Origin of the sequence: Zafaria cholistanensis, assembly GCF_008580665.1 — a bacterium.
Classification (GTDB): Bacteria; Actinomycetota; Actinomycetes; order Actinomycetales; family Micrococcaceae; genus Zafaria; species Zafaria cholistanensis.
In genome coordinates, this window is record NZ_BKDJ01000004.1 from 79,448 (window position 1) to 105,660 (window position 26,213).

Annotated in this window: 23 protein-coding genes, 1 pseudogene and 1 riboswitch; of the genes and pseudogenes, 10 read left to right on the plus strand and 14 right to left on the minus strand. The window is 71.1% G+C overall.

What is annotated here, in order from left to right; all coding sequences use genetic code 11:
* Positions 1 to 49 precede the first annotated feature (49 nt).
* Together NCCP_RS05370 and dusB are read right to left on the minus strand one after the other, a co-directional pair.
* Positions 50 to 1,405 carry a deoxyguanosinetriphosphate triphosphohydrolase gene (locus tag NCCP_RS05370; protein WP_149956330.1) on the minus strand — a complete coding sequence of 452 codons (1,356 nt, stop codon included), beginning with the start codon at positions 1,403 to 1,405 and terminating at the stop codon, positions 50 to 52.
* A 34-nt stretch (positions 1,406 to 1,439) separates the two neighbouring features.
* Positions 1,440 to 2,624, minus strand: a complete 1,185-nt coding sequence (gene dusB, locus NCCP_RS05375; RefSeq protein WP_149956218.1) for a tRNA dihydrouridine synthase DusB — start codon at positions 2,622 to 2,624, stop codon at positions 1,440 to 1,442.
* 171 nt (positions 2,625 to 2,795) lie between these two features.
* Between dusB and NCCP_RS05380 the strand changes: the two genes are divergently transcribed.
* Positions 2,796 to 3,833: an LLM class flavin-dependent oxidoreductase gene (locus NCCP_RS05380; RefSeq protein ID WP_149956219.1), complete on the plus strand. Its 1,038-nt coding sequence runs from the start codon at positions 2,796 to 2,798 to the stop codon at positions 3,831 to 3,833.
* A 72-nt stretch (positions 3,834 to 3,905) separates the two neighbouring features.
* Here the strand turns inward: NCCP_RS05380 and NCCP_RS05385 are convergent, their stop codons facing one another.
* The 3 genes from NCCP_RS05385 to NCCP_RS05395 form a co-directional block, all read right to left on the minus strand.
* Positions 3,906 to 5,252 carry a YibE/F family protein gene (locus NCCP_RS05385; RefSeq protein ID WP_149956220.1) on the minus strand — a complete coding sequence of 449 codons (1,347 nt, stop codon included), beginning with the start codon at positions 5,250 to 5,252 and terminating at the stop codon, positions 3,906 to 3,908.
* A 14-nt stretch (positions 5,253 to 5,266) separates the two neighbouring features.
* A complete protein-coding gene (locus NCCP_RS05390) occupies positions 5,267 to 6,187 on the minus strand; it encodes a GNAT family N-acetyltransferase (RefSeq protein WP_149956221.1) in 921 nt (306 codons plus the stop codon).
* A gap of 106 nt (positions 6,188 to 6,293) precedes the next feature.
* On the minus strand, positions 6,294 to 7,679 hold the full coding sequence (locus NCCP_RS05395) for a glycine--tRNA ligase (protein ID WP_149956222.1): 1,386 nt from the start codon (positions 7,677 to 7,679) through the stop codon (positions 6,294 to 6,296).
* A gap of 226 nt (positions 7,680 to 7,905) precedes the next feature.
* Here NCCP_RS05395 and NCCP_RS15085 point away from each other — a divergent pair, with 226 nt between their 5' ends.
* From NCCP_RS15085 to NCCP_RS05425, 6 genes are all read left to right on the plus strand, one after another.
* Positions 7,906 to 8,280 (plus strand): ABC transporter substrate-binding protein, encoded by a 375-nt coding sequence (locus NCCP_RS15085; protein ID WP_216364659.1) that lies wholly within the window; start codon positions 7,906 to 7,908, stop codon positions 8,278 to 8,280.
* On the plus strand, positions 8,280 to 8,414 hold the full coding sequence (locus tag NCCP_RS15415; RefSeq protein ID WP_263970125.1) for a hypothetical protein: 135 nt from the start codon (positions 8,280 to 8,282) through the stop codon (positions 8,412 to 8,414). The genes NCCP_RS15085 and NCCP_RS15415 overlap by 1 nt, the downstream gene beginning before the upstream one ends.
* 205 nt (positions 8,415 to 8,619) lie before the next feature.
* Positions 8,620 to 8,714, plus strand: a riboswitch (SAM riboswitch).
* A 117-nt stretch (positions 8,715 to 8,831) separates the two neighbouring features.
* The gene (gene sfnG / locus NCCP_RS05410; protein ID WP_149956224.1) at positions 8,832 to 10,025 is read left to right on the plus strand and encodes a dimethylsulfone monooxygenase SfnG; all 1,194 of its coding nucleotides are present in this window, start codon (positions 8,832 to 8,834) and stop codon (positions 10,023 to 10,025) included.
* A gap of 247 nt (positions 10,026 to 10,272) precedes the next feature.
* Positions 10,273 to 11,343 carry a methionine ABC transporter ATP-binding protein gene (locus NCCP_RS05415; protein ID WP_149956225.1) on the plus strand — a complete coding sequence of 357 codons (1,071 nt, stop codon included), beginning with the start codon at positions 10,273 to 10,275 and terminating at the stop codon, positions 11,341 to 11,343.
* Positions 11,334 to 12,050: a methionine ABC transporter permease gene (locus tag NCCP_RS05420; protein ID WP_216364660.1), complete on the plus strand. Its 717-nt coding sequence runs from the start codon at positions 11,334 to 11,336 to the stop codon at positions 12,048 to 12,050. The genes NCCP_RS05415 and NCCP_RS05420 overlap by 10 nt, the downstream gene beginning before the upstream one ends.
* Positions 12,051 to 12,221: 171 nt before the next feature.
* Positions 12,222 to 13,136 carry a MetQ/NlpA family ABC transporter substrate-binding protein gene (locus NCCP_RS05425; RefSeq protein ID WP_149956226.1) on the plus strand — a complete coding sequence of 305 codons (915 nt, stop codon included), beginning with the start codon at positions 12,222 to 12,224 and terminating at the stop codon, positions 13,134 to 13,136.
* Between the two features lie 132 nt (positions 13,137 to 13,268).
* Here NCCP_RS05425 and NCCP_RS05430 read toward each other — a convergent pair whose 3' ends face one another.
* Positions 13,269 to 14,483, minus strand: a complete 1,215-nt coding sequence (locus NCCP_RS05430) for an acyl-CoA dehydrogenase family protein (RefSeq protein WP_225873701.1) — start codon at positions 14,481 to 14,483, stop codon at positions 13,269 to 13,271.
* 503 nt (positions 14,484 to 14,986) lie between these two features.
* On the opposite strand from NCCP_RS05430, the gene NCCP_RS05435 reads away from it, so the two are divergent.
* Positions 14,987 to 16,225: an acyl-CoA dehydrogenase family protein gene (locus NCCP_RS05435; RefSeq protein WP_149956227.1), complete on the plus strand. Its 1,239-nt coding sequence runs from the start codon at positions 14,987 to 14,989 to the stop codon at positions 16,223 to 16,225.
* A 46-nt stretch (positions 16,226 to 16,271) separates the two neighbouring features.
* Here the strand turns inward: NCCP_RS05435 and NCCP_RS05440 are convergent, their stop codons facing one another.
* From NCCP_RS05440 to NCCP_RS15425, 5 genes are all read right to left on the minus strand, one after another.
* Positions 16,272 to 17,171 carry a MurR/RpiR family transcriptional regulator gene (locus tag NCCP_RS05440; protein WP_149956228.1) on the minus strand — a complete coding sequence of 300 codons (900 nt, stop codon included), beginning with the start codon at positions 17,169 to 17,171 and terminating at the stop codon, positions 16,272 to 16,274.
* A gap of 52 nt (positions 17,172 to 17,223) precedes the next feature.
* Entirely contained in the window at positions 17,224 to 18,528 is a 1,305-nt protein-coding gene (locus NCCP_RS05445) for an allantoate amidohydrolase (RefSeq protein WP_225873691.1), read from the minus strand.
* Positions 18,525 to 19,769: a pyridoxal-phosphate-dependent aminotransferase family protein gene (locus NCCP_RS05450; protein WP_149956229.1), complete on the minus strand. Its 1,245-nt coding sequence runs from the start codon at positions 19,767 to 19,769 to the stop codon at positions 18,525 to 18,527. The genes NCCP_RS05445 and NCCP_RS05450 overlap by 4 nt, the downstream gene beginning before the upstream one ends.
* Before the next feature lie 97 nt (positions 19,770 to 19,866).
* Positions 19,867 to 20,196, minus strand: coding sequence for a 2-oxo-4-hydroxy-4-carboxy-5-ureidoimidazoline decarboxylase (locus tag NCCP_RS15420; protein WP_263970127.1), 330 nt, complete (start codon positions 20,194 to 20,196; stop codon positions 19,867 to 19,869).
* Positions 20,108 to 20,404 carry a 2-oxo-4-hydroxy-4-carboxy-5-ureidoimidazoline decarboxylase gene (locus NCCP_RS15425; protein ID WP_263970128.1) on the minus strand — a complete coding sequence of 99 codons (297 nt, stop codon included), beginning with the start codon at positions 20,402 to 20,404 and terminating at the stop codon, positions 20,108 to 20,110. Before NCCP_RS15425 ends, NCCP_RS15420 begins: the two co-directional genes overlap by 89 nt.
* A gap of 277 nt (positions 20,405 to 20,681) precedes the next feature.
* Here NCCP_RS15425 and NCCP_RS05460 point away from each other — a divergent pair, with 277 nt between their 5' ends.
* Positions 20,682 to 22,262 (plus strand): NCS1 family nucleobase:cation symporter-1, encoded by a 1,581-nt coding sequence (locus NCCP_RS05460; protein ID WP_216364661.1) that lies wholly within the window; start codon positions 20,682 to 20,684, stop codon positions 22,260 to 22,262.
* Positions 22,259 to 22,873 (plus strand): annotated as a pseudogene (locus NCCP_RS05465) (aspartate/glutamate racemase family protein); the annotation flags it as partial. The gene NCCP_RS05460 and the pseudogene NCCP_RS05465, both read left to right, overlap by 4 nt.
* 177 nt (positions 22,874 to 23,050) lie before the next feature.
* Here the strand turns inward: NCCP_RS05465 and NCCP_RS05470 are convergent.
* From NCCP_RS05470 to NCCP_RS05480, 3 genes are all read right to left on the minus strand, one after another.
* The gene (locus NCCP_RS05470) at positions 23,051 to 23,554 is read right to left on the minus strand and encodes a universal stress protein (RefSeq protein ID WP_308655500.1); all 504 of its coding nucleotides are present in this window, start codon (positions 23,552 to 23,554) and stop codon (positions 23,051 to 23,053) included.
* A gap of 101 nt (positions 23,555 to 23,655) precedes the next feature.
* Positions 23,656 to 24,342 carry a GntR family transcriptional regulator gene (locus tag NCCP_RS05475; RefSeq protein WP_225873692.1) on the minus strand — a complete coding sequence of 229 codons (687 nt, stop codon included), beginning with the start codon at positions 24,340 to 24,342 and terminating at the stop codon, positions 23,656 to 23,658.
* A gap of 76 nt (positions 24,343 to 24,418) precedes the next feature.
* A complete protein-coding gene (locus NCCP_RS05480) occupies positions 24,419 to 26,164 on the minus strand; it encodes an acetyl/propionyl/methylcrotonyl-CoA carboxylase subunit alpha (RefSeq protein WP_149956232.1) in 1,746 nt (581 codons plus the stop codon).
* Between the last annotated feature and the right edge of the window lie 49 nt (positions 26,165 to 26,213).

Consider the following 26,213-nt stretch of genomic DNA (forward strand, 5'->3'; position numbering starts at 1 on the left):
CAGTCTAGTCCCGGCCTCCAAACCGCCCCCGGCACGCCGGGGGCGGGGCTCAGAAGCGGTTGACGCTGAAGGAGTGTCCCTGGACCAGGGTGGCGTGCCATTCCAGCGCGGAGGCGTCGGTGAGGGAGGCAACCTGGTCGATGACCACGCGCAGCTTGCCGGCGTCGTCGCGCGCGTCGCGCCAGTCCGCGGCGAACAGCGGCTCCAGGTAGCGGTCTCCCGTCTCCTCCAGCAGCGCCACCAGCTCGGACAGGACGTCGCGCTGGCGCTGGTAGACCGGCTGGCGCTCGTCGGAGGTCATGACGTAGGTGGCGGCAAGGCCCTTCATGGCGGCAATCTCATGCTCGGTCGCCAGCGGGACGATCAGGTTCCCGTTGAACCGGGTGAGCGGCTCGGTTCCGTACTCGGCGCGGGTGGCGTCCAGCGCCGCCTGGCAGAACCGGCCGATGAACTGGCTGGTCATGTCCTTCAGGGCAGCCATGGACCGGCGGGACCCGTCGGCGTGCGGCACCCATTCCTCGGTGGCCTCCAGCCGGCGCAGGGCCGCGTCGATGGCCTCGTCCGCCTCCCCCGGCAGGTACCAGCGCCGGGTGCAGTCGATGACGCGGGCGCGCTGGTCCGGGTCCTTGATCCAGCGCAGCTGGAAGCGTCCGGCCACGATCGCGTCCTCGACGTCGTGGACGGAGTAGGAGATGTCGTCGGCCAGGTCCATGACCTGGGCCTCCACGCACTTCTGCCGCGCCTCCGGACGCGGACCAAACCGGCCGTCGTGGTTTCCGGAGCGGAGCCAGGAGAACACCGGAAGGTCGTCCTCGTAGACGCCGAACTTTTTGGTCGGTTCGCCCGTGGCGTTCAGCGGGGCGTCCGCGCGCAGCCACGGGTACTTGCAGGCCGCGTCCAGCGTCGCCCTGGTCAGGTTCAGGCCCGCGGAGCTGCCGTTGTGCCGGAACGTCTTGGTCTCCAGCCGGGTCAGCAGGCGCAGTGTCTGCGCGTTGCCCTCAAACCCCCCGATGTCCCCGGCCAGCTCGTCCAGGGCCTTTTCCCCGTTGTGGCCAAAGGGCGGGTGGCCCAGGTCGTGGGAGAGGCAGGCGGTGTCCACCACGTCCGGGTCGCAGCCCAGGGTGGCGCCGAGTTCACGGCCCACCTGCGCGACCTCCAGCGAGTGGGTCAGCCGGGTGCGCACGAAGTCGTCCGAGTACGGGGCCACCACCTGCGTCTTGGCCCCCAGCCGGCGCAGCGCCGAGGAGTGCAGCACGCGGGCGCGGTCGCGCTCGAAGCTGGTCCGGTACGGCTTCTTCGGCGGCTCCGGAACCCAGCGTTCCTCGTCGTAGGAGGTGTAGCCGGGGATCACCTTGGCCCTGGTGTCCGGGGACGCGGTTCGGGACGCGCCCAGTGGTCCGTTCATCAGCAGTCCATCCTGTGATCCGTTCATGGGCTCCCTATCCGCCGGAGACATCCAGCTCGGCGGCGGCGATCATCGCCCTGTGGTTCTCGTCCATCTCGCGGCTGGCGAGCCATCCGTCCGGCAGCGCCGGGCGCTTGGGGGAACCGGCGCGCCCGCGCGGGCCCTCCGCGTCCGCGCCCGGGTAGGGGGCGGTGTGGTCCAGCTGGGCCAGCAGCTCGCGCAGCACCGCGAGCGTTGGGACCGCGGCCAGCGCCGCGCGCAGTTCGCCGCCGACGGTGTAGCCCTTGAAGTACCAGGCCACGTGCTTGCGGATGTCGCGCAGCGCCTGACCCTCGTCGCCGAAGTAGTCGCACAGCAGCTCGGCGTGCCGGTAGAAGGTCTCGGCGACCTTGCCCAGGCCGGGACGGTAGCGGGTCCCGCTGCCTTCGAAGGCGGCCTGCAGGTCCCCGAAGAGCCACGGGCGGCCCTGGCAGCCGCGGCCGATCACCACGCCGTCGACACCGGTCTGTTCGACCATGCGCAGCGCGTCCTCGGCACTCCAGATGTCCCCGTTGCCCAGCACCGGCACGTCCGGCAGGGCCGCGCGCAGCTCGGCGATGGCGTTCCAGTCGGCCTGTCCGGAGTAGAACTGGCTGGTGGTGCGCCCGTGCAGCGTCACCGCCGCCACCCCGTAGTCGCGCGCGATCCGGGCCGAGTCCAGGAAGGTCAGGTGGTCCTCGTCGATGCCCTTGCGCATCTTGATGGTCAGCGGAATCCCGCCCTTGGCCGCCTCGGTGGTGGCCGCCTTGATGATGGAGCGGAACAGTTCCGTCTTCCACGGCAGCGCCGAGCCGCCGCCCCTGCGGGTGACCTTGGGGACCGGGCAGCCGAAGTTCAGGTCGATGTGGTCCGCGCGGTCCTCCTGCACCAGCAGGCGCACCGCCGCGCCGACCGTCTTCGGGTCCACGCCGTAGAGCTGGACGGAACGCACCGGCTCGTCCTCGTCGTGGGAGATGATGCGCATCGATTCCTTGTTGCGTTCCACCAGGGCCCGGGACGTCACCATCTCCGCCACATAGAGGCCGCCGCCGTACTCGCGGCACAGGCGGCGGAAGGCCTTGTTGGTGATGCCCGCCATCGGCGCCAGCACCACGGGCACGTCGATGGTCAGGTTGCCCAGCTTCAGCGGGGGCAGCTCGAGTTTCGCAGGGGCGGAGGAGGCGGGGGCGCTAGCGGTCACCCCTCCATTGTCTCAAAGGTCGGCAAATCGCGGGGCGCGCCCTGTGGGAACCGGGACCCTCGCGTGTCCGGCAGGGCGCCCCGGGCGGAGGCTCCGCGCGGTCCGGGGCCTCCGCGCACTACCGCGGCGGGGCCGGGTGCGGGAGGATCGAGCCGGAAAGGATGTGCGGCCATGAAGAAGATCGGCTTTCTGTCTTTCGGCCACTGGAGCGACGCCCCGCGGGCCCGGGTGCCCGACGGCGGCGAGGCGGTGCGCCAGACGGTGGCGCTGGCGGTCGCGGCGGAGCGGCACGGGTTCGACGGCGCCTGGGTGCGGGTGCACCACTTCTCCCATTCGCTCTCGGCCCCGTTCCCCCTGCTGGCGGCCATGGCCGCACGGACCACGCGGATCGACGTGGGCACTGCCGTGGTGGACCTGCGCTACGAAAACCCCCTGTACATGGCCGAGGAAGCCGGCATCGTCGACCAGCTCAGCCGCGGGTCCTCGGGGCGGGGCCGGCTGCAGCTGGGCATCGGACGCGGCTCCCCGGAGCCGGCCGCGGACGGGCAGGAACGGTTTGGGTATTTCCTGGAGGAGGGGCAGACCTGGTCGGAGGTGGCCCGCGAGCGGGCGGCCCTGTTCCGCAAGGCCATTTCCGGTGCGGGCCTGGCGGTGTCCAACCCGCTGATGACCCACGGCCTGCCGGCCCGGCTGCCGGTGGCGCCGCTGTCCCCGGGACTGGAGCGGCGGATCTGGTGGGGCGCCGGGTCCCGATCAGGCGGGGTGTACGCCGGGTCCGAGGGCATGAACCTGGTCAGTTCCACGCTCATGCTGCAGGACGACGGACGCCCGTTCCACATCCAGCAGGCGGACCAGATCGCCGCCTACCGGGAGGCTTACGCGGCCTCCGGGCGGGACACCGGCGGGCAGGCCGCGGTGGTGCGCACCGTGTTGCCGCTGGCCGGCGGGGACAGCGGCGGCCCGGCGGGCCGGCCGGGCGAAACCGGGGACGCGGTGGGGCAGCTGGACGGCGGGCCGGCGCGCTCCGGGCCGTCCTTCACCGGCCCGCCGGCGGAGGTCGCGGACCGCCTGGCCGAGGACGACGCCGTAAGCGCGGCCGACTACGTGCTGTTCACCCTGCCCAGCCAGTTCGGCATCGACTACTGCACCGACCTGATGGAGAAGCTGGCGAATGTCGCCCACGACCTGGGTTGGAAGGGCCATCCGTAGCGGGCCGTCCCCCCGGAACCCGTCCCAACGAAACCCGTCCCGCCGGCATCGGGCTGTCCCGCGGCACCGGAATCAGGCGCCGTGGCGTGCGCCGTCCGTTACCTCCGGCGCGCGCCCGGCGCTGCGCCGTCCGCCGGAACCGCTCCTGCCGCTGCCGGGGCCGACGGCCTTGACCACGGCGACGGCCACGGCCGTGGTGACCGGGATCGCCAGCACCAGGCCGATCGAGCCCACCAGGGTGCGCACCACCTCCTCGGCGAGTTCCCCCGCGGTGAGGGAATCCAGCAGCGAGCGGTCGTACAGCCCCACCAGGATCAGCACCGGCAGCGCGGCACCGGCGTAGGCGAACGCGATCGTGTAGACGGTGGAGGCGATGTGGTCCCGGCCGATGCGCATCGCGGAGGTGAACAGCTCGCCCGCGCTGGAGTTCGGGGACAGTTCGGCCAGTTCCCACACCGCGGAGGACTGTGTGATGGTGACGTCGTTGAGCACGCCCAGCCCGGCCACCAGCAGCCCGCACAGGATCACGCCGGACAGCTGCAGCTGGGGCACGCCGTTGATCAGTGCGTAGGCGGTGTCGTCCCCGACGCCGGTCAGGTAGGCGGCGTCGGTGGCCCATGCGGCCAGCAGGGCCGTGACAGCCAGTCCGAACAGCGTGCCGATCAGGGCCGTGGAGGTCCGCGCGGAGAAGCCGTGGGCGAAGTACAGCACCGCGATCATGATCACCGTGGAGCCCACCAGCCCCACCAGCAGCGGGGGCTTGCCCTCCACCAGGGCCGGCAGCATGAAGGTGGACAGCACCGCGTACGCGCCGGCGAGCCCCAGCAGGGCGCGGAAGCCGCGCCAGCGCGCCACCATGCACACCACCGCCGCATACACCACCGCCAGCAGCAGGATCGGGGCGGTGCGCACGAAGTCAACGAACACGTACGGCGCTGCCGAGCCGGTGTCGGCCCCGCTGAGGTCCAGGTAGCGCACCGCGTCCCCGGCCTGGACCCCGCGCGAGGCGACGATCTCCGGCGGGACCTCCACCGGGATCGCGGTGCCTCCCGCGGAGGGCACCACGTAGGAGACCTCGCACTGCTGCGGGGTGCCGCCGGCGGCCGCGGTGTTCCCGGCGGAGGGGCAGGTCTCGGTCACCGTGCGCTGGACGGTGCCGGTGGCGAAGACGACGCCGGCCGCCGTCGAGTACGGATCATTCAGGGAAACCCGGTCAGCCCCCGCGGCCGGCCAGAGCAGGGCCATCCCGACGCCGGTGACCAGGGCCACGGGGAGCAGGATGGCGGCCAGGATGGCCCGGGCGCGCCGGCGCTGGAGCGGATCCAGCGCCGGCGCGTCGTGGCCGTGGGCGTGGGCGTGGCTGTGGGCGTGGCTGTGGGCGTGGGCGTGGCTGTGGGCGTGGGCGTGGCTGTGTCCCATGGTGGCGCCCGCCCTTAGGCGGTGGCGACGATGGTGGTCGTGGTAACCACCGTCGCGTGCCCGGTGGCGACCAGCTCGTCCACCAGCCCGGCCAGCGGAACCATCGAGTCGTCCACCTCCAGCTTGACCGGGTACTGGTGGACCAGCATCGCCAGCAGGCCGCGGACGGCCTCGCGCGCCTCGGCCTCCGGCAGCGTCGGATCCCAGCCCAGCAGCACGTCGGCCGGGGCGTCCACGCGTGCCGGCTCGTAGCTGAGCGCGAAGGAGAGGATCTTCCCGCCCTTGTCCTTGGGCTTGTCGCGCAGCACCACCGCGCCCTTGGCGCCGGTGGAGTCGCCCAGCAGCATGGTCTGGGCCCGGCCCAGGGTCATTTCCGCGCGGTCCCACCCGTGCAGGGCGTTGTAGAAGTCGGCCACCAGCCGGGTCAGCTCCACCGAGCCGGTGGCCGCCGCCTCCAGGGTGAGGCCGTCGTCGTCGAACACCGGCAGCTTCAGCGACTCGGGTTCGACCACCACGTCGCGGGCGCGCTGGATCGGCACCTGGCCCAGCGACGCGGCGAAGCCGGCGGCCGCGCCGCCGTCGTCCGCGCCCGCGGCAAAGGTGTACCGGGACTTCAGCGCGGTGACGCCCGACGGCGGAACCTCCGCGCGCAGCAGGTTCGCCATCTCGGTGGCGACACCCTGGCGGCGGTGCTCCGGCGCGACCTCGGCGTAGAACCAGAGGCGGTCCGGGTGCAGGCTGGATTCGAAGACGACGGCGGCTGCAACGGGCACGCCCTGGTCCTCGCCCACCACGCAGCGGGCCCACGGGTCCTCGCTGGAGGCACGCAGCATGGTGCGGTCCACATGCGCCTGCGGGGTGGCCGGGTCCCCCCACAGCTGCAGCAGGGCGAGGTCGTCGCCGTCCCGCCAGGGGCGGTAGGTCAGGTTGCTCATGGCTTCTCCGAACATGTTGGGGGTGGAACGGACCGAGCCTGCCGAGAAGGTCTCGACAGGCTCGGCCTTCGGGAGTGCTGTGGGGGCCGCGGCCCCCGCCGGTTGGCTAGGCGCCGACCAGGCGGGCGGCCAGGTAGGACTCGACCTTGTCCAGGGAGACGCGTTCCTGGGACATGGAGTCGCGTTCGCGGATGGTCACCGCGTTGTCCTCCAGGGTGTCGAAGTCCACCGTGATGCAGAACGGCGTGCCGATCTCGTCCTGGCGGCGGTAGCGGCGGCCGATCGCGCCTGCGTCGTCGAACTCGATGTTCCAGTGCTTGCGCAGCCGGTTGGCGAGCTCCTTGGCCTTCGGGGAAAGCTCCTCGTTGCGGCTCAGCGGCAGCACCGCGGCCTTGACCGGGGCCAGGCGCGGGTCAAGGCGCAGGACGGTGCGCTTGTCCACTCCGCCCTTCGCGTTCGGGGCCTCGTCCTCGACGTAGGCGTCCACCAGGAACGCCATCATGGAGCGGGTCAGGCCGAAAGAGGGCTCGATCACGTACGGGGTGAAACGCTCGCCGGTGGCCTGGTTGAAGAAGGACAGGTCCGTCCCGGAGGCCTTGGTGTGGGAAGAGAGGTCGTAGTCGGTGCGGTTGGCCACGCCCATCAGCTCGCCCCACTCCGAGCCCTGGAAGCCGAACTTGTACTCGAAGTCGATCGTGCCGGCGGAGTAGTGCGCGCGCTCGTCCTCGGGGACCTCGAAGCGGCGCATGTTCTCCGGGCGGATGCCCAGGTCGATGAACCAGTTCCAGCAGGCCTCGACCCAGTCCCTGAACCAGTGGTCGGCTTCCTCGGGCGCGGTGAAGAACTCGATCTCCATCTGCTCGAACTCGCGGGTGCGGAAGATGAAGTTGCCCGGGGTGATCTCGTTGCGGAACGCCTTGCCGATCTGGCCGATGCCGAACGGGGGCTTCTTGCGGGAAACGGTGAGCACGTTGTTGAAGTTCACGAAGATGCCCTGGGCGGTCTCCGGGCGCATGTAGTGCAGGCCCGCCTCGTTGTCCACCGGACCCAGGAAGGTCTTGACCAGGCCGGAGAACAGCTGCGGCTCGGTCCACTGTCCCTTGGTGCCGCAGTCCGGGCACGCGATCTCGCTCATGCCGTCCTGCGGCTCGCGGTTCTTCTTCGCGACGAACGCCTCGATCAGGTGGTCCTGGCGGTGGCGCTTGTGGCAGGAGGTGCACTCGACCAGGGGGTCGGTGAAGGTGGCGACGTGGCCGGAGGCCTCCCACACGGCCTTGGGCAGGATGATGGAGGAGTCCAGGCCCACCATGTCCTCGCGTCCGCGCACGAAGGTCTGCCACCACTCGCGCTTGATGTTTTCCTTCAGCTCCGTGCCGAGCGGCCCGTAGTCCCACGCCGAGCGGGAACCGCCGTAGATCTCACCGGCCTGGAAAACGAAGCCGCGCCGCTTGGCGAGGGAGATTACCTGGTCGAGCTTGGACTGGGGTGCCATTTCAACTCCATGGGTGAACGAGGCCGCTGGTTGCGGTCCGTGCCAAAACATACGCTCCCAGCCTAGCGCGGCGGCGGAGCGGGCCCCGCATCCGTCCCGGGTCCGGGCGGCCCCCGCGCCCGGCCCGGGCACTCACGCGAGGTTCTGCATCGCCGCCGCGGCGGCCCGGTGGCGGCGCAGCACCTCCGGCAGCGCGGCGGCGACGGGCTCCCCGTTCTCCACCAGCATGCGCCCGGCCACCAGTGTGTGCCAGGCCCGCGACGGGCCGGTACGCAGCCACGCCTCCACCGGGTCCACCAGCGCCCCGGCCAGCGCACACGACGTCGAAAACCTTCCGCTGGCGGACAACGGCCTGCCGTTCATGGCCGAGTCGCTGGTGACCACCGAGGAGAACATCCAGACCCGCCGGGACGCGCTCAAGGGCTTCCTGGTCACGATGATCAAGTGCTGGACGGACGCCGTGGCCGATCCCGAAGAGTCCGCCCGGCTGGCCGTCGAGGAGTACGGGGCCGACCTGGGCCTGCAGATGGATAAGGAGATCCGTCAGGCCCAGGAGCAGAACAAGCTCGTGTCCACCGCGGAACCGGGGCCAACGGCCTGATGTCCATGTCGGACCAGCTCATGGCGGACAACGTCGAGATCCTCAAGCTGGCCGGCTACGACCTCACGGTCGGGGACCTTTTCGACACCACCCTGCTTGAGGAGGTCTACGCGGAAAACCCGGACCTGAAATAGCCTTCGCCCGCGCCATGGGCAGGAATCCCCGGGAGGGGATGACGGTGACCCGCCCTCCCCTCCGGGTTGGCGTAACCGGGAGCGGCGAGGGAAACGGCCGTCGGCATTTCCGGCATACACCTGTCGATTATTCGATGGGCTCCACATTTCGTAGCATTTGAAAAAAGATTCTTTGATGGATTGGCGCTTTGTTGCCATACTGGAGCGACCATCCCGAGCGGCTGAGAGATCTGGCTCCCTGACGCCGCAGCAACCTTCCGGACTCCGCCGGAAAGGTGCTACCGCCAGAAACGATGGGGAAGGCGCAAGCTTTTCTTCGGCCGTGGTGGCGCCGGTTTCCTCCCGGTGCCGCCGGCCGCCGTTGTCCGGGATTCCCTGTACCACGCCCTCCGGCGCCGTCCCCCAAGGAATTCGAGTATGAGCACCAACACCCCCGTCTCCCCCGCGGCCGACCTGCAGACGCCGTTGAAGTTCGCCTACTGGGTCCCCAACGTCTCCGGGGGGCTGGTGGTCTCCACCATTGAGCAGCGCACCGGCTGGGACTTCGACTACAACAGGAAGCTGGCCCGCATCGCGGAGGACGCCGGGTTCGAATACGCGCTCTCGCAGACCCGCTACGCCGCGTCCTACGGCGCGGACAAGCAGCACGAGGCGACCGCATTCACGCTGGGCCTGCTCGGGGCCACCGAACGGCTGAAGGTCATCGCCGCGGTGCACCCGGGCATGTGGCACCCCGGGGTGCTGGCCAAATGGCTGATCACCGCCGACCACATCTCCGGCGGCCGGGCCGCGGTGAACATCGTCTCCGGCTGGCTCAAATCCGAGTTCACCGGCTTCGGCCTGCCCTGGCTGGAGCACGACGAACGCTACGTGCGCACCGAAGAATTCATCTCCATCCTGCGCGGACTGCTCACCGAAAAGGATTTCTCCTTCCACGGCAGCCACTACGACATCTCCGACTTCACCCTTTCCCCGGCCCCGCTGGACCTGCCGGGCCGGGCACACCCGGAGATCTTCTTTGGCGGAAACTCCACCGCGGCGCAGGCCGCCGCCGGGCGCACCGCCGACTGGTACTTCTCCAACGGCCGGGACCTGGAGGGCTTCGCCGGCAACATCTCCGGAGTGCTGGCCGCGGCCGCCTCCGGGGCCCGCACCGCCCCCGCGCGGCCGCGCTTCGGGATCAACGGGTTCGTGATTGCCCGCGACACCGAGGCCGAGGCCACGGAGACCCTGCGGGAGATCATCGCCAAGGCCCACCGTCCCGCCGTCGAGGGCTTCGCCGCCGCCGTGAAGGAGGCCGGCCAGTCCACCCGCGACGGCAAGGGGATGTGGGAGGACTCCACCTTCGAGGACCTCATCCAATACAACGACGGGTTCCGCACCGGCCTGATCGGCACCCCCGAACAGATCGCCGAACGCATCATCGAGTTCAAGAAGACCGGCGTGAACCTGCTCCTGACCGGCTACCTCCACTTCCAGGAGGAGGTAGCCGCCTTCGGCCGCGACGTGCTGCCGATCGTGCGCGAACTGGAGGCGGACCTGGCCCGCAGGAACGGCACCGAACTCAACACCGACCTGCTCCCCGCCACCCTGGAAGGGTCCCCCGCCTAGCGGCCGGGCGGGCCCCGCCCCGCCTGCCCTGCCCTTGCTCTACCCCGGCCCTGCCCTGGCTTTGCCCTTGCTCTACCCCGGCCCTGCCCTGCCCGGCCTTGCCCTGCCCTGCCCGGCCTTGCCCCGCCCTGCCCGGCCTTGCCCTATCCTGCGCCGCCGCGCCCTGGGCGCCCTCCCGCAGGGGCGGGGCGGACCCATCGGTTTCCAACGCCCGGGCCCCGCGCCCTCCACACCGGAAAGCATCCCCATGATCAGCCTCAAGCAACTCACCAAGGTCTACGGCCGCGGCCCGGACGCCGTCACCGTCCTGGACCGCCTCGACGTCGAGGTCGCCAGCGGCGAGATCCTCGCCGTCGTCGGCCCCTCCGGGGCCGGCAAGAGCACGCTCGCCCAATGCATCAACCTGCTGGAGCGGCCCACCTCCGGGCAGGTGGTCGTCAACGGCGAGGACCTCTCCGGCCTGCCCGAGCACAGGCTTCGCGTCGCCCGCCGCCGCATCGGCACCGTCTTCCAGTCCGCGAGCCTGCTCTCCCGCCGCACCGCGGCCGAGAACGTGGCGCTGCCGCTGGAATACCTCGGCGTCACCCCCGCGGAGGCGAAGGCCCGCGTGGCCGAACTGCTGGAGCGCGTGGGCCTGTCCCACCGCGCCCACCACTACCCGTTCGAGCTCTCCGGCGGGCAGCGCCAGCGCGTCGGCATCGCCCGCGCGCTGGCGCTGCGCCCCTCCGTGCTGCTCTCCGACGAGGCCACCTCCGGCCTGGACCCGGAGACCACCCGCTCGGTGGTGTCCCTGCTGCGCCAGCTGCGCGACGACCTGGACCTCGCGGTCGTCTTCATCACCCACGAGATGGACACCGTCCTGCATGTGGCCGATTCAGCCGCCCGGCTGGACCGCGGCCGGATCGTGGAGCAGGGCCGCCTGGTGGACCTGCTGACCGACCACGACTCGGCGCTGGGCCGTGCCCTGCAACCCCGGCTCAGCCCGGCAGACCCAGGGGCCGGCGCGCGTGCCTGGCATGTCACGTACGATTCGCGCGCCGTCCCCGCTGACTGGCTCCAGCGCGTCTCGGCGGACCTGGGCGAACCCGCGGCCCTGCTGGCGGCAACCATCCAAAATATCGGCGGAACCAGCACCGGCAACGCGACGGTCGGCCTGGTGGCCCCCGATGCGGTCCGCGTCGAGGCAGCGTTTGCCAGGCACGGCCTGCGCGCGGTCCTGCGCCCCACCCACCACGCCACCCGCGGTACGGCACCGGAGACTCCCCCTGCTGAACCCACCCTGACCACCACCCGGAAGGAGGCAGCGCTGTGGGCGTAACTCTCCCCTCCGCCGTCATCGTGCGCACGCTGGCCGACACCCCGATCGCGGACCTTCCCGCGCTGCTCGTCCCCGCGCTGGGCGAGACGCTCGCCATGGTCGGGATCGTCATGCTGGTGGTGGTGCTCGCCGGCACGCCCACCGCCGTCTGCCTGCACAACATGGCACCGGGCGGGCTGTTCGAGAACAAGGCCGTCTACGGGGTGCTCAGCTGGATCGTGAACATCGGCCGCTCGCTGCCGTTCCTGGTCCTGATGGCCGCGATCGTGCCGTTCACCCGGTTCGTGACCGGCACCAACATCGGCATCGCCGCCGCCGTGGTGCCCATGTCACTGGCCGGCATCCCCTTCTTCGCCCGGCTGGTGGAGAACTGCCTGCGTGAGGTGCCGCGCTCGGTCACCCAGGCCGCCCGGGCCTCCGGGGGCTCGCCGCTGCAGATCATCCGCTCCGCGCAGCTGGGCGAGGCGTTCCCGGCAATCCTTGGCGGCCTGACCATCAACACCATCGCCATGATCGAATACTCGGCCATCGCCGGAACCATCGGCGCCGGCGGCATCGGATACGTCGCGGTGACCTACGGCTACCAGCGCTTCGACCAAACCGTCATGATCGCCACGGTCGTCCTGCTGATCGCCCTGGTGACGGCGGTCCAGCTGCTCGGAGACGGCCTGGTCAGGGCCACCACCCCGCACCTGCGCCGGCGCTAGGCCCGGCCCGCCGGCCCCCTCCCCGAACCCACCCCGGAAAACCCGCGGCGGCACCTGCCGCCGCCGCCGCCCCCTGCCCCTGCCCCTGCCCCTGAACCAGCCCTGCCCTAAAGCAGCCCTGCCCCTAAAAAACCAGCCCTGCCCCTAAACGACCCCTGAAAGGGAACCCCCATGACCATTACCCAGGACAAGACCGCCACCGGCCCCGAAGGACACGGCTTCACCCTGCGGAAGAAGCGGAAGTGGCCGTGGGCCGCCGGCGGGATCGCCGTCGCGGCCGCGGTCGCCGCCGCCGTTGCCCTCAACGCCGGCTCCGGAGCGAAGTCGCCCAACGAGGTCGCGGGCGCCACGCTCACCGTCGTCACCGCCGAGGGCAACCACGCCGAGCAGGCGCTGGTGAACTTCGTGGCCGAGGAAGTCGCCCCCAAGTACGGCATCAAGGTCGAGTTCAAGGGCCTGGCCGACTCCACCACCCTGAACCGCGCCGTCTCCACCGGCGAGGTTGCCGGCACCATCTACCAGCACAAGCTCTGGCTGGCCCAGGTCCTCGAGGCCAACCCCGACTTCAAGGAGGAGGCCGCCACGCCGGTGTTCCGCTGGGGCTTCGGTATCTGGAGCGACAAGTACGCCTCGGTCGAGGAGATCCCGGATGGGGCCACCATCTCCCTGTACTCCGACCCGGCCAACGAGGCCCAGGGCCTGTGGCTGCTGGAGCGGGCCGGACTGATCGTGCTCAAGGACGGCATCAACAAGTGGGAGGCGACCCAGAAGGACATCGCCCAGAACCCGAAGAACCTGCAGTTCAAGCTGCTGGACTTCGCGGCGCAGTCCCGCTCGCTGCCGGATTTGGACGCGGCCGTCGGCTACACCGAGTACTACGTCGCGGCCAAGGTAGACCTGGAGAAGCAGATCTTCGCGCCGCCGGCACCGGACGAGTTCGCCGGCCAGCTGACCATCGGATCCGAGTACAAGGACACCGAGAACGTCAAGAACCTGGTCAGGGCCTTCCAGGATCCGGCCGTGCAGGAGTTCCTGCGCACCGATCCGGCAGTCAAGGACCTGCTGATCCCGCTCGACGCCCAGTAGGGACAACCCGGCAGGGACGGGATGCACGACGGCGGCTGCGCACCCTTCGGGGGTGCGCAGCCGCCGTCGTTGTCGGCCCGCTGCCGGGGCAGCAGGGCCCTGCCCGGCACAATCCTGCCCGGGTGGTGGGGATTACCGGGACGCGCCGATCGCCCATACCCGCGGCAGCTCGGTGCCGTTGACGGAGCGGTCCCCGACCAGGCGCGCCTTGTACACCCACGGGTTGTGGTTTCCGGCGGTGCGGGCGTTGCGCCAGTGCCGGTCCAGGTTCTTCTCCACCGAGGTGGCCGAAGCGGCCAGGGCGTCGAAGGCGTGCGAGAGCGCGTCCACCGCCAGCGGGGTCAGGGCGACCTGCCCCTCGGCGGAGGCCAGTTCGGCGAGGTCGTTGAGCCGTTCCTCCTCCGTGGGGCCAATGCTGCCCGCGCGCAGGGCCAGCGCCCCCTCGTAGGCGCCCTGCAGCGCGGTGGCCACGCGCTCCACGACCGCCTCCCCCGCGAAGCCCGCGGCGGCCAGCTCGCCCACGACCTGCAGGATTTGCGGGTCCTCGCGCCACAGCGGGGCGGCGGCGTGGCTGAACGTGCGGGTGCGGGTCCGCACCTCGCCGGAGAACTCGCGCTGGGCTGCCCGGACGCTGCCGGCCAGGACCGTCAGCAGCACGGCCTGGTAGAAGGCGGTCTGGTACTTGAAGCGGGTGTCGAAGTCGATGAGGTTCTCCCCCTCCACCACGGCGTCCACGAAGGTGGAGGTGCCTGAGCCTGTGGTCCGCTGGCCGAAGCCGTCCCAGTTGTCGTGGTGGGTGACGCCCGGCTGGTGGGCGCTGACCGCGGCGATGACGCGGGCTCCGGTGTCCGTGCGCTCGGCGTAGGTGTCCAGCCAGTCGGCGTAGATGCTGCCGGTGGAGTAGTACTTGGTGCCGTTGATGCGGAACCGGCCCGCGCCCAGCTCCGGGGCCGGCACCACCTTGGTGGCGACCTCGCCGATCTTCACGGCGCCCACCTCGGTCCAGGAGTTGCCCACCAGCTCGCCTCGCACGAAGCGCTCCAGCCACCGGTCCCGTTCCGGGCCGGGGGCGGCGACCAGGCGGTCCTCCACGAACGCGAAGTGGCCCCTCAGGGCCTGGGCGATGTTCGAGTCGGCCGCCGCCAGCTCGGTCAGCAGCGCAAACAGCTGCGGCAGCGTGGCGCCGAAGCCGCCATCCCCTGCCGGGACCCTCAGCGCCCCGAAGCCCGCCTGGGCAAGCTCGCGGATCTGCGCGTCCGGCAGCACGTGGTTCCGTTCCCGTAAGGACGCGCCCTCGGCAATGCGGTCAAAAATGGGGCGGAACCGTCCCGCCAGCTCTTCGTACACCGGGACGGTGCGGGTCTCCGTGGCGGTATGCGCGACGGCGGCAGCGGCACGGCCCTCCCGCGCGAGCGTGCCCTGCGGGTCCTGCTGGCTTCGTGGGACGTGGTGGATCTGCTGTAGGGCGTGGATCTGCTGCACGGGGTGGATCTGCTGGGTCACGGTGCCTCCGGCGGGTTGGGTGGTCTGGCCGGACCGGTTCCGTTCCCGGTCCGTCTCGACGAGGCTAGGCGGGCCCCGGCCGCGCCGCACCCGTCCCCGGCGGACATGACAGGCCGTGAAGCCCCGTGACGCCATGTTGCGCTGTTCGCGGTCCGCGGCGTCCCCACAGGAGGGGTCCGGCGTCATCGGAGGACTCCTTCGGACGCAACCCGTCACTGCCGCCGCGGGCGCTTCCGCCGCCGGCGGAGGGCACCCTACGCTCGGTTCCCAACCGGCCCCGCCGGGCTTGTCTGGAGGAACATCTCCTCGAGCACCACCCACCCGCCACCGAGTGCAAGGAACGCGCCATGACCATCACCCTGACCGAAGCCCTCCACGCATCCCCGTGGGAAGGCCAGCCCACTCCGGCCACCGCGGAGGCCTGGATTGCCCGCGCGGAGGAGGTCGCCTCGATCCTGGCCCTGGATGCGGTCGAGCGGGACCGTGCCGGCGCCGTCCCCCACCCGGAGGTCCGGCTGCTGAAGGATTCCCGGCTGACCGTCCTGCTCGGCCCCGAGTCCCACGGCGGCGGCGGACAGTCCTGGACCACGGCGCTGCGGGTTATCCGTTCCGTGTCCGCCGGAGACGCCTCGATCGGTCAGCTGCTCGGCTACCACCTGCTCTGGGCATGGGCCGCCCGCCTGGTGGGAACGGATGCGCAGATCGCCGCCGTCGAGGAGCTCTACACCCGCGAAAACCTGTTCTTCGGCGGGGCCGTCAACCCCCGCGACAACGACCTGGCCATCGAGGACCGCGGGGATACCCTGGTCTACAACGGCACCAAGTCGTTCACCACCGGCGCCCGGGTCTCCGACCTGCTGGTCCTCGAAGGCGCCCTGCCCACCGGAGAGCACGTGTTCGCCATCGTGCCCACCGCCCAGGCCGGCATCGGGTTCCCCGGCGACTGGGACAACCTGGGCCAGCGCCTGTCCGAGTCCGGAGGCGCCACCATTAGCGGCGTCGAAGTGGACTGGTCGGCGGCGGCAGGCTTCGTGGACAAGGAGTTCCGGCCCCTGGTGTACAACACCCTGAACGTGCCGCTGGTCCAGCAGATCTTCACCGCGATCTACCTGGGCATCGCCGAGGGCGCCCTGGCCACGGCCGCGGGCTATACGCGCAGCACCACCCGGGCCTGGCCGTACACCACGGACCCGAAAGGCACCGCCGTGGAGGAGGCCTACATTTTGGAGGCCTACGGCGACCTGCGCTCCAGGCTGTGGGCGGCGCAGGCGCTCGCCGACGCCGCCGATGCCGAGCTCTCCGCACTCCTGCATGCCCCGCGGGAGTCCGTCTCCGCCGCGGCCCGGGGGCGGCTGGCGGTGCGGATCGCCGCCTCCAAGCAGGTGGCCATCAGCGCCGCGCTGGACACCGCCAACCGGGTCTTCGAGGTCACGGGCGCCCGGGCCACCTCCAACGCGGTGGGCCTGGACATCTTCTGGCGCAACATCCGCACCCATTCCCTGCACGATCCGGTGGCCTACAAGCGCCGCGAGGTCGGCGAGTACGAGCTGCTGGGCCGCCTGCCGGAGCCCTCCTGGTACACCTGAGCTCCGTCGTCGGGACCCCACGCCGCCGGACCCCACGCCGCCGGCGCTAGGACTCCTCGAGTTCCCCCAGGCCGTCGTAGGCGGACGCGATGGTGCTGATCCGGCGCCGGCCGGTGGAGACCTGGCGGTTGAGGACCCCGTTGGCGAGCAGGCCCACCAGGGCCATGGCGGTGGAGTAGCTGTCGAATGCCCCGTCGCTGTCGATGGGGCATTCGATCCAGCAGGAGGCGGAGGCCGCGTAGCTGCGCGCCGTCCCGTCCCCCACCAGGACGACGTCGGCCTGCGAGGCGGCCAGGAGGCGCACGAGCCGGTCGAAGAGCGCCGGGCGGCGGCGGAATCCCACCAGCACGACGACGTCGTCCTTGCCCACCCCGGCGAGTTCCTCGCCCAAAGTCTGGCCGGGCTGGGGCGCGACGCGGACGCCGCTGCGGATCTGGATCAGCTGCTGGTGCAGGTGCAGGGCCACCGGGTAGCTGTTGCGCAGGCCAACCACCAGCAGGTTCCGGGCGCCGGCGAGCAGGTCGACGGCGGCGTCAAGCCGCCCGTCGGCGAGGAGCGCAACCAGCCGCTCGTGGTTTTCGCGTTCCTTTGCCGCGTGCAGGCCCAGCGCGTCGGGGGTTCCCGCGGCACCGGTGCGCGAGGGCGACGCCAGCGGGACGCCCTGGCCGCGCATGGCCCGGGTGTGGTCCTTGACCTCCTTGAAGTCGGCAAAGCCGAGCTTGCGGAACAGCCGGGACACCGTGGCCTTGGACACTCCGGTGTCCCGGCTGATGTCCGCCGCACTGAAAACGGCCAGGTCTCCCAGGTGTTCCAGCAGGAAATCCGCCACCACCCGCTCCTGCGGGGAGAGCCCGGCGTACCGGGCATCGATCCGGACGTCGATCCGGGCGTCGGTGCGGGTGGAGGCAGCGCCCTGCTGCTCCGCGTCCGTCGTCTCAATCGTCATGCCTGAAACCCTATCCGCCTCCGGACCCTCCGCCCTTCCGCGATGCCGCGGGTCACCCCCGGGCCGCGGCCAGCACCGCGGCCTCGAACGCATCCAGCGCCACCGCCACATCCTCGAGGGCGACCTTCTCGTCGGGGGCGTGGCTGATGCCGTCCTCGCAGCGGACGAAAAGCATGGCCATGTCGGTCACCGCCGCCACCGCCATGGCGTCGTGCCCGGCCTTGGAGTACAGCTCCATCGGTTCGGCATCCCCGGTGGCGCGGATGCCGGCGCGCACGGCCTCCATGAGCCTCGGCGCGCACGGCACCGTGGGCGCGGAGTGGATCTCCCGCACGGAAAGCTCCAGGTTGCGGCCGCGGCAGAAGGCCTGCACCGCCTCCCGGACCAGGCCCCATACACGGTCGCGCAGCCCGTCGGAGCGGGCGCGCAGGTCCAGGCTGAACTCGACCCGCCCCGGGACCACGTTGACCGCTCCCGGGAAGGCCTGGAACTGCCCCACCGTGGCGATGGCCCCCTCGGCCCGGGCAATCGCCACGATGTCCAGCACGGCCCGGCTGGCCCCGATGAGTGCGTCGCGGCGCTTCGCGTAGGGGGTACCGCCCGTGTGCCGGGCCTCCCCTGTGACCGTCAGGTGGAAGCGGCGGGCCCCGGCGATCGAGGTCACGGCGGCCAGCGCCCTGCCGGCCTCCTCCAGGCGGGGCCCCTGTTCAATATGGACCTCCAGGTATCCGGCCAGGTCCCCGGGCCGGCGGGCGGCCTCCCCGACGCGTCCCGGGTCCAGCCCGAAGGCGCGGAACGCCTCCTCCAGGGTGGTGCCGTGCGCGTCCTTGAGTCCGAACCAGTCGGGGTTCCAGGTGCCGGCCAGCGCCCGGCTGCCCAGCAGGGTGGCCCCGAAACGGGTGCCCTCCTCGTCGCCGAACGCCACCGTTTCGATCGCGAACGGCAGCTCGCGGGCCCGCTCCCGCAGCCGGGCCGCGGCCTCGATGGCGATAAGCACCCCGAGGATGCCGTCGTACTTCCCGGCGTCGGGGACGGTGTCCAGGTGGGAGGCCAGCAGCAGCGCCGGCAGCCCGGGGACCGAGCCCTCCAGCCGCCCGCACTGGTTGCCGGCCGCGTCCTGCCAGGTGGCGAGGCCGGCCTCGGCCATCCACCCGGCGGCCAGCGCGTTGTGGGCGGCGTGCTCGGGGGTCAGGTAGGTGCGTTCAATGCCCCCGTCCATGGCGCTGATGGCCGCGAGTTCCTCGCACCGGGCCATGATCCGCGCGGCCGCCTCCAGCGACCGCGGCGTGGGTCCGGGGGTGCCTCCCGCCGCCGCGGTTCCGGCCTGCGGGGCCCCCAGCGCCCGCGGGCCGCTCACGAGGCGGCTCCGGCAGGAACTGCCGCCGCGTCCGCGTAGACCTCGCGGGCCGCACCGATGCCTCCGCCGGCCACGACCCGCGCTCCGGCGGTGCGCAGCATCTGCTCCAGCGCGGCCAGGGTGAGCATCACGGCGTCCTTGCGGGCGTTGTAGCCCATGGTGCCGATGCGCCAGACCTTGCCGCGCAGGGGGCCGAAGCTGGTGCCGATCTCAATGCCGTAGTCCATCAGCAGGGCGGTACGTGCCGCGTCGCCGTCGATGCCTTCGGGGATCCTGACCGCGACCACGTTGTTCATCTTGTGCGCGGTGTCGCCGAAGGTTTCCAGCCCCATGCCGAGCAGGCCGGCGAGCATTGCGTCGCCGTGCAGCCTGTGCCGGGCGACGGCGTTGTCCAGGCCCTCGGCGACCAGCAGGCGCGCGCATTCGCGGGCTCCATAAAGCATGCTGGTGGCCTCGGTGTGGTGGTTCAGGCGCTGCTCGCCCCAGTAGTCCATCACCATGGCGAGGTCGAAGTAGTTGGACGCGATGCGGGTTCCGACGCCGGCGGTGCCGTCGGCAATGCCGGCCTCGACATGGCGGCGGCCGTTGATCACCTCCACGGCCCGCGGCGAGAGGCTGATCGGGGCGCTGCCGGAGGGCCCGGCGAGGCACTTCTGCAGGCCGGCGGTGGCGGCGTCGACGCCCCAGGCGTCCATCTCGAAGGCGTTGCCGCCCAGCGAGGCGGTGGCATCGGTGTAGAAGAGGACCCCATGGCGGGCGCAGAGGGCGCCGATCTCCTCCAGCGGCTGGTTCATGGTGGTGGAGGTATCCCCCTGGACCAGGGCCAGCAGCTTGGGCCTGGTTTCGATGATGGCCCGCTCGATGGCGGCCGGAGTGAACACCTGGCCCCATTCGGTTTCGCGGACGGCCACCCGGGCCCCGCAGCGTTCGGCAATCTCCTTCAGCAGGTGGCCAAATCGGCCGAAGATCGGCACCAAGACGGTGTCCCCGGGCTCGACCAGGGACACCAGCGCGGCCTCGATGCCGGCCCGGGAGGTTCCGTCGACCAGGAAGGTCTGGCGGTTCCGCGTCCTGAACACCTCCCGGTAGAGTTCCATGGTCTGGTTCATGTAGCCGGTCATGGCCGGGTCGTACTGCCCCACAAGGGCCGCGGACATGGCACGCAGCACCCGGGGGTCGGCGTTGATGGGTCCGGGACCCATCAGGAGCCTCTGCGGCGGGTTGATCTGCTCGAATGTCATGCCATGCTCCCTCAGCGGGTTGGGGGCCGGGGGTCCGGCCCGGTGGTGCTGTTCCTCGGTCCCCCCAGCATACTGAAACGATTGTTTCTAAGGTATTTCAATCTTGGAACGTCGCGGCGGAAGAAGGCGCGGCCACCTGCGCCTCCAGGCGCAGCAGCGCGATCTCGGCCAGCTGTCCGGCCCGGACCCGGGCCTCGGTCGCCGGGTCGTTGCCCAGGCGCTCATGCAGCCGGGCGAGCATGTCCGCGCCGGTCCGTCCTGCCGCGCGAATAAGGAAAATGCGGCCGAAGCGTTCCTCATACCGGCGGTTGGCGGCCAGCCATGCGGCCGCCGAAGCCTCATCCAGCCTGCCCCCCCTCCAGCCCGGCCCCGGCCTGCTCCCTGCGGGAAAGGGCGGCCTCGGCCCCCGAGGTCCGGATCCTTTCACCAATCCGCGGGTGGCGGGCCAATGCGGCGTCCACTTCGGCATCGGTCCAGGCCTCGGCCAGCCGGGCCGCGCGCTCCAGCAGGGCCGCCGTCCCGGCGTAGGGCCGGGCATCGGCGAGCGCGGCGCACCAGCGCGGGATCGGGGCACAGGCGGCCAAAAGCCCCAGCACCTCCGCGCGCCCGGCGGCGTTAAAGGTTTCCAGGTCCATGCGCCATCCATCCTGCCCCTCCGGGACGCCGCTGCAGGGCGTCATGTACGGGGCGTCACTGCAGAGCATCGCTGCGGGACGCCGGGCGCCCCCTCTCCCCTGCAGGCTAGGCGCACCGGCTGAACCCGCCGTTTCCGCACTGTTAACACCCCGTAACTCACGTTCCAAGAGACGGATGTAAAACATCGTTTCCAGCATTGAAACAATTGAGAAACGAATGTTCCATAGCGTTGGACCCAACAACACCGCCGCCGGCCCCTGTTCTTGGGAGCACACGATGTCCGCACCATCCGCCCAGCAATCCCGCGGCGCCCTGCCGCCGTCGTCGGACCGGCCCGCACCGGGCCTCGGATCCGCGGCCGTCCACGATCCGCGCCTGACCAACGAGGACCTTGCGCCCCTGGCTGAAAAGAAGTGGAACTGGTACAACATCTTCGCGTTCTGGATGTCCGACGTGCACAGCGTTGGCGGGTACGTGACGGCGGGCAGCCTGTTCGCGCTGGGCCTCGCCAGCTGGCAGGTGCTGGCCGCGCTGGTGGCGGGCATCGTGATCGTGCAGGTCTTCGTGAACCTGGTGGCCAAGCCCTCCCAGGTCACCGGCGTTCCCTACCCGGTGATCAACCGCTCCATCTTCGGCGTGCGCGGCGCGAACATCCCGGCGATCATCCGCGGCCTGATCGCGGTGGCCTGGTACGGGGTGCAGACCTACCTCGCCTCCGAGGCGCTCGTGATCGTGTTCCTGAAGTTCTGGCCGTCGCTGGCCCCGCTCTACGACGCCGGGCAGTACGGCTTCCTGGGCCTGTCGGCCCTGGGCTACCTTGCCTACGGAATCCTCTGGGTCGCCCAGGCGTTCGTGTTCTGGCGCGGCATGGAGTCCATCCGCCGCTTCATCGACTGGGCCGGCCCGGCCGTGTACCTGGTGATGATCGTGCTGGCCGTGTACCTGGTGACCCAGGCCGGCTGGGAGAACGTGGACCTGAACCTCTCCGGCGGCGAGCCGATGGACTTCGCCGCCTCCATCCCGGTGATGGTTTCCGCGGTCGCGCTGGTGGTCTCCTACTTCTCCGGCCCCATGCTGAACTTCGGCGACTTCTCCCGCTACGCCAGGGACTTCCGGTCGGTGAAGAAGGGCAACTTCTGGGGCCTGCCGGTGAACTTCCTGTTCTTCTCCCTCCTGACCGTCATCACCGCTTCCGCCACCGTGCCGGTGTTCGGCGAACTGCTCACCGACCCGATCGAGACGGTCAACCGCATCGACACCCCGTTTGCGATCCTGCTCGGCGGCCTGACCTTCGTCATCGCGACCGTGGGCATCAACATCGTCGCCAACTTCATCGCCCCGGCCTTCGACTTCTCGAACGTCGCCCCGCAGAAAATCAGCTGGCGCATGGGTGGCATGATCGCCGCCGTCGGCTCCGTGGTCCTGACCCCGTGGAACTGGTACTCCAACGCGGACGCCATCCACTATTCCCTGGGCATCCTGGGCGGCTTCATTGGTCCGCTGTTCGGCGTGCTGATCGCCGGCCACTACCTCGCCGCCCGCCAGCGCGTGGTCGTGGACGACCTCTACACCATGCGCGAATCCGGCAGCTACTGGTTTGCCAAAGGCTACAACCCGAACGCCCTCTGGGCCACGGCCATCGGGGGCATTCCGGCGGTCCTGGCCGTCATCCTGCCCAAGCTGCTGCTGGACACCGGCGCCACCGCGGTGGATGCCACCTGGATCAGCGACTACAGCTGGTTCATCGGCTGCGGGCTCGGATTCGCGGCCCTGGCGGTGCTGGAGAAGGCGAACCCGATGATCCGCGTGCCTTCCCTCGCGGAGGAATCGGTCGTGGACGGGTCGGCCGCGCAGTGACCATCCGCATCAAGGTCATCAACCCGAACACCACGTGGTCGATGACGGAGAAGATCGGGGCCTGCGCGCGGGCCGTGGCCGGGCCGGGCACCGAGGTGGTTGCCGTCAGTCCCGCCATGGGCCCGGCCTCGATCGAGAGCCACTACGATGAGGCGCTGGCCGTTCCCGGCCTGCTTCGGGAGATTGCCGCCGGGGAGGCCGGGGGATTCGACGCCTATGTCATCGCCTGCTTCGGGGACCCGGGGCTGGAGGCCGCGCGCGAGCTCGCCTCCGGGCCGGTCGTCGGGATCGCCGAGGCCGCCATGCATGCCGCCTCCCTGCTGGGCCGCAGTTTCAGCGTGGTCACCACGCTGGGCCGGACCGTGGGCCGGGCCAGGGACCTGGCCGGGCACTACGGGCTGGCCGGGCGCTGCGCCGGCTACCACGCCTGCGAGATCCCCGTGCTGGACCTGGAGGATCCGGCGTCGGACGCCGCCCGGACCATCACGGCGCTGGCGGCGCGGGCCCTGGAGACGGACGGGTCCGACGCCGTGGTGCTGGGCTGCGCGGGCATGGCGGACCTGTGCCATGCGATGTCGCAGGAGATCGGGGCACCGGTGGTGGACGGCGTGGCCGCCGCGACGCTGCTGGCGGAGTCGCTGGTGCGGATGCGCCTGGCCACGGGCAAGCGCGGGGAGTTCGCACGGCCCCGGCCCAAGCGCTACACGGGGCGCTGGAAGGGTTCACGCTCGCCTGACCGGCCGGACCTCCTTCCCCGGGCCCGGACCTCATCCCCGGGGCCGGGGGCCCTATTCGGTTGCCGCCACGGGAACGACCAGGACGGGAAGGGTCTGCTGCTCGGCCAGGTGCGCCGCGGTGGATCCGCCCAGGAACTCCGAGACCATCGGGCCCACGCCGGGTTCCCTGGTGCCGACGATGATCATCGACGCACGCGATTCGCGGGCCAGCCGTGCCAGCGCCCTGGCCGGGTCGCCGGCCAGGACCCGCAGCCGCCAGGGCAGCTCAGCGTCCTCCATGGCCTTCCAGAGGTTGGCCAGGATCAGGGCAACGTCCGCGCCGATGTCCCCGTCCATCTCCCGTGGATGCAGGGACAGGTACTCGGTGTCCGGTTCCATGTTCCATTCGACCAGGTAGCTGCCGGGCTCGACGTAGGCGAAGATGATGGGCCGGCCCAGGGCCTGGGACAGCGCCCGCGCCTCCAGCACCACTTCGGGGTGCTGGTTGGGGATGACCCCGACCACCAGGGGCCCCGGCACCCGGCGCACGGGCTCTGGGGGCACTCTGTCCGCCACAGCTACCTCCCGGTGCCCGTGAAGCCTTCCTCTGGGCCTATTGTCCCCGCCCGGCCCGGATGATTCGATACCCCGGGCGGACCGGCCCCCCGCAACGGCTCCTACGGTCGGGCGCGGGCGGCCAGGTGGCCCAGCAGTTCGGCCTCGGCCCGGTCCAGGTAGGCCCTCAGGTGTTCAGCGGCACCCCGCCGGTCCCCGGCCCGCAGCATCGAGACGAACTCTGCGTTGGGCTCGACGTAGTGCGTGTGGAAGTCGGGGGCGTCCACCATCGCGTGGAACACCAGCCGCATCTGTGCCAGCACCTGCCGCATCAGGCCCTGGAGCTGGACGCTGCCGCTGGCGCGCACCAGGGCCTGGTGGAACTCCTGGTTGGCGTTGGCCATCGCCACCACGTCCCCGCTGGCCTTGGCCGCGCGCGCCTGCCCCACGATGCCCTCCAGCCCCTCCAGGTCCAGGTCCGTGGACCACAGGGCGGCGGCGGGTTCGATCATGCGCCGGACGCGGTAGATCTCGCGGATCTCCTCGGGACCGGGCGAGGCGACGAAGACCCCGCGGTTGGGGATGCGGGTGACCACTGCCTCGCCCGCGAGCACGGTGAAGGCCTCGCGCAGCGTGTTGCGGGAAACCGACAGCGATTCGGACAGCGCCTGCTCGGAAAGCTTGGCCCCCGGCAGCAGCTGGCCGTCCGCGATCCGGGCGCGCAGCACACCGGCCACCCACGCCCCGGTGTGGGCGTGGGTGGCGTGCTCGGGCGTGGACATGCCCTGGGATGCGCTGTCGGTCGGCATGGCTCCAATCTAGTGCGCCCGTTCCAATCCGATGGGCCCGTTCGAATCCGGTCGGCCGGAAAGGCCGGGTCCGGCGCTAGGAGATCACGGCCAGGACGTCGCCGCGGGCCACCGCCGCGCCTGCCTGCACATTGCCCCGCGCCAGCGTGCCGGCACGGTGTGCGCTGATGGTGGTCTCCATCTTCATCGCCTCCAGGACCAGCAGCGGATCTCCCGCCTCGACCACCGCGCCTTCCTCCGCGACCCACTTGACGATGTTTCCGCTCATGGGCGATGTGAGGGCGCCGGGGTCCTGCGCCGGGTCCAGCAACGGATCCTGGGCGGAATCCGCGGCCGGGGCGGCGCCGCCGCCCCGGAGCAGCGCCCCGAGCAGCTTCGCCGGAAGCCCCAGCCGCACGGCCTTGCCGTCGACCTCGATCGTGAGTTCGCTCCGTCCGGATTCGGGGGCTGCGGCGATCTGGGGGGAGGCGGCCAGCGGTTCCGCGAACTCCGACTCGATCCAGGTGGTGTAGATCCCCAGCGCGTCCTCCCCGGCGAAGGCGGCATCGCGGACCACGGCGCGGTGGAAGGGAAGCACCGTGGGGACACCCTCGATGACCATTTCATCGAGCGCGGTCCGCGCCCGGCGCAGGGCCTGGGCGCGGGTGGCGCCGGTGACGATGAGCTTGGCTGCCAGGGAATCGTAGTGGCCGGGGATGGTCGACCCGGTGCGCACGCCCGAATCGATGCGCAGTCCAGGCCCGGTGGGCGCCTCGAAAGCGGTGATGGTGCCCGGTCCGGGAAGGAAGCCGCGGGCCGGGTCCTCGGCGTTGAGGCGGAACTCAAAGGAATGGCCCCGGGGTTCCGGGTCCGCCGTGAAGGAGAGTTCCCCGCCGGCGGCGACCCGGAACTGCTCCTGGACCAGGTCCACGCCGGTGGTCTCCTCCGTCACCGGGTGCTCCACCTGCAGGCGCGTGTTGACCTCGAGGAAGGAAATCGTTCCGTCGGCGGCCAGCAGGTACTCGACGGTCCCCGCGCCGTGGTAGCCGGCTTCGCGGCAGATCGCCTTGGCGGAGGCATGGATCCGTTCGCGCTGCGAGGGGGTCAGGAAGGGAGCCGGCGCCTCCTCCACGAGCTTCTGGTGGCGCCGCTGCAGCGAGCAGTCCCGGGTGCCGACCACCACCACGTTGCCGTGGGTGTCGGCCAGGACCTGCGCCTCAATGTGGCGTGGCTTGTCAAGGAAGCGTTCAACGAAGCACTCCCCCCGGCCGAAGGCGGCGGTGGCCTCGCGCACGGCCGACTCGAAGGCGTCCTCGACGTCGTCCAGGGAGCGGGCAATCTTCAGTCCCCGCCCTCCCCCGCCGAAGGCCGCCTTGATGGCGACCGGGAGGCCGTTCTCCTCGGCGAAGGCACGGGCCTGGGCCGCGTTGGCGACGGGGCCGTCGGAGCCCGGTACCAGCGGGGCCCCGGCCCGCACCGCGACCTCGCGTGCGGTGACCTTGTTGCCCAGCAGCCGGATGGCCTCCGGGGTCGGGCCGATCCAGGTGAGCCCGGCGTCGAGCACGGCCTGGGCGAAGTCGGCGTTCTCGGAGAGGAAGCCGTAGCCGGGATGGACGGCGTCGGCGCCGGAGCGCCGGGCGGCCGCGATGATCTTGCCCATGTCCAGGTAGGTGTCGGCCGGGGCCGAGCCGCCCAGTGCGTAGGCCTCGTCGGCCCGCCGCACGTGGAGGGCGTCGGCGTCGGGGTCCGCGTAGACGGCGACGGAGAGCAGGCCGGCGTCGGCGCAGGCACGGGCGATGCGGACGGCGATTTCGCCGCGGTTCGCGATGAGGACCTTCTTCATGGGGGTTCCTTCGGGACGGGCCGGATGGCCACCGGGAATGGTGGGCGGC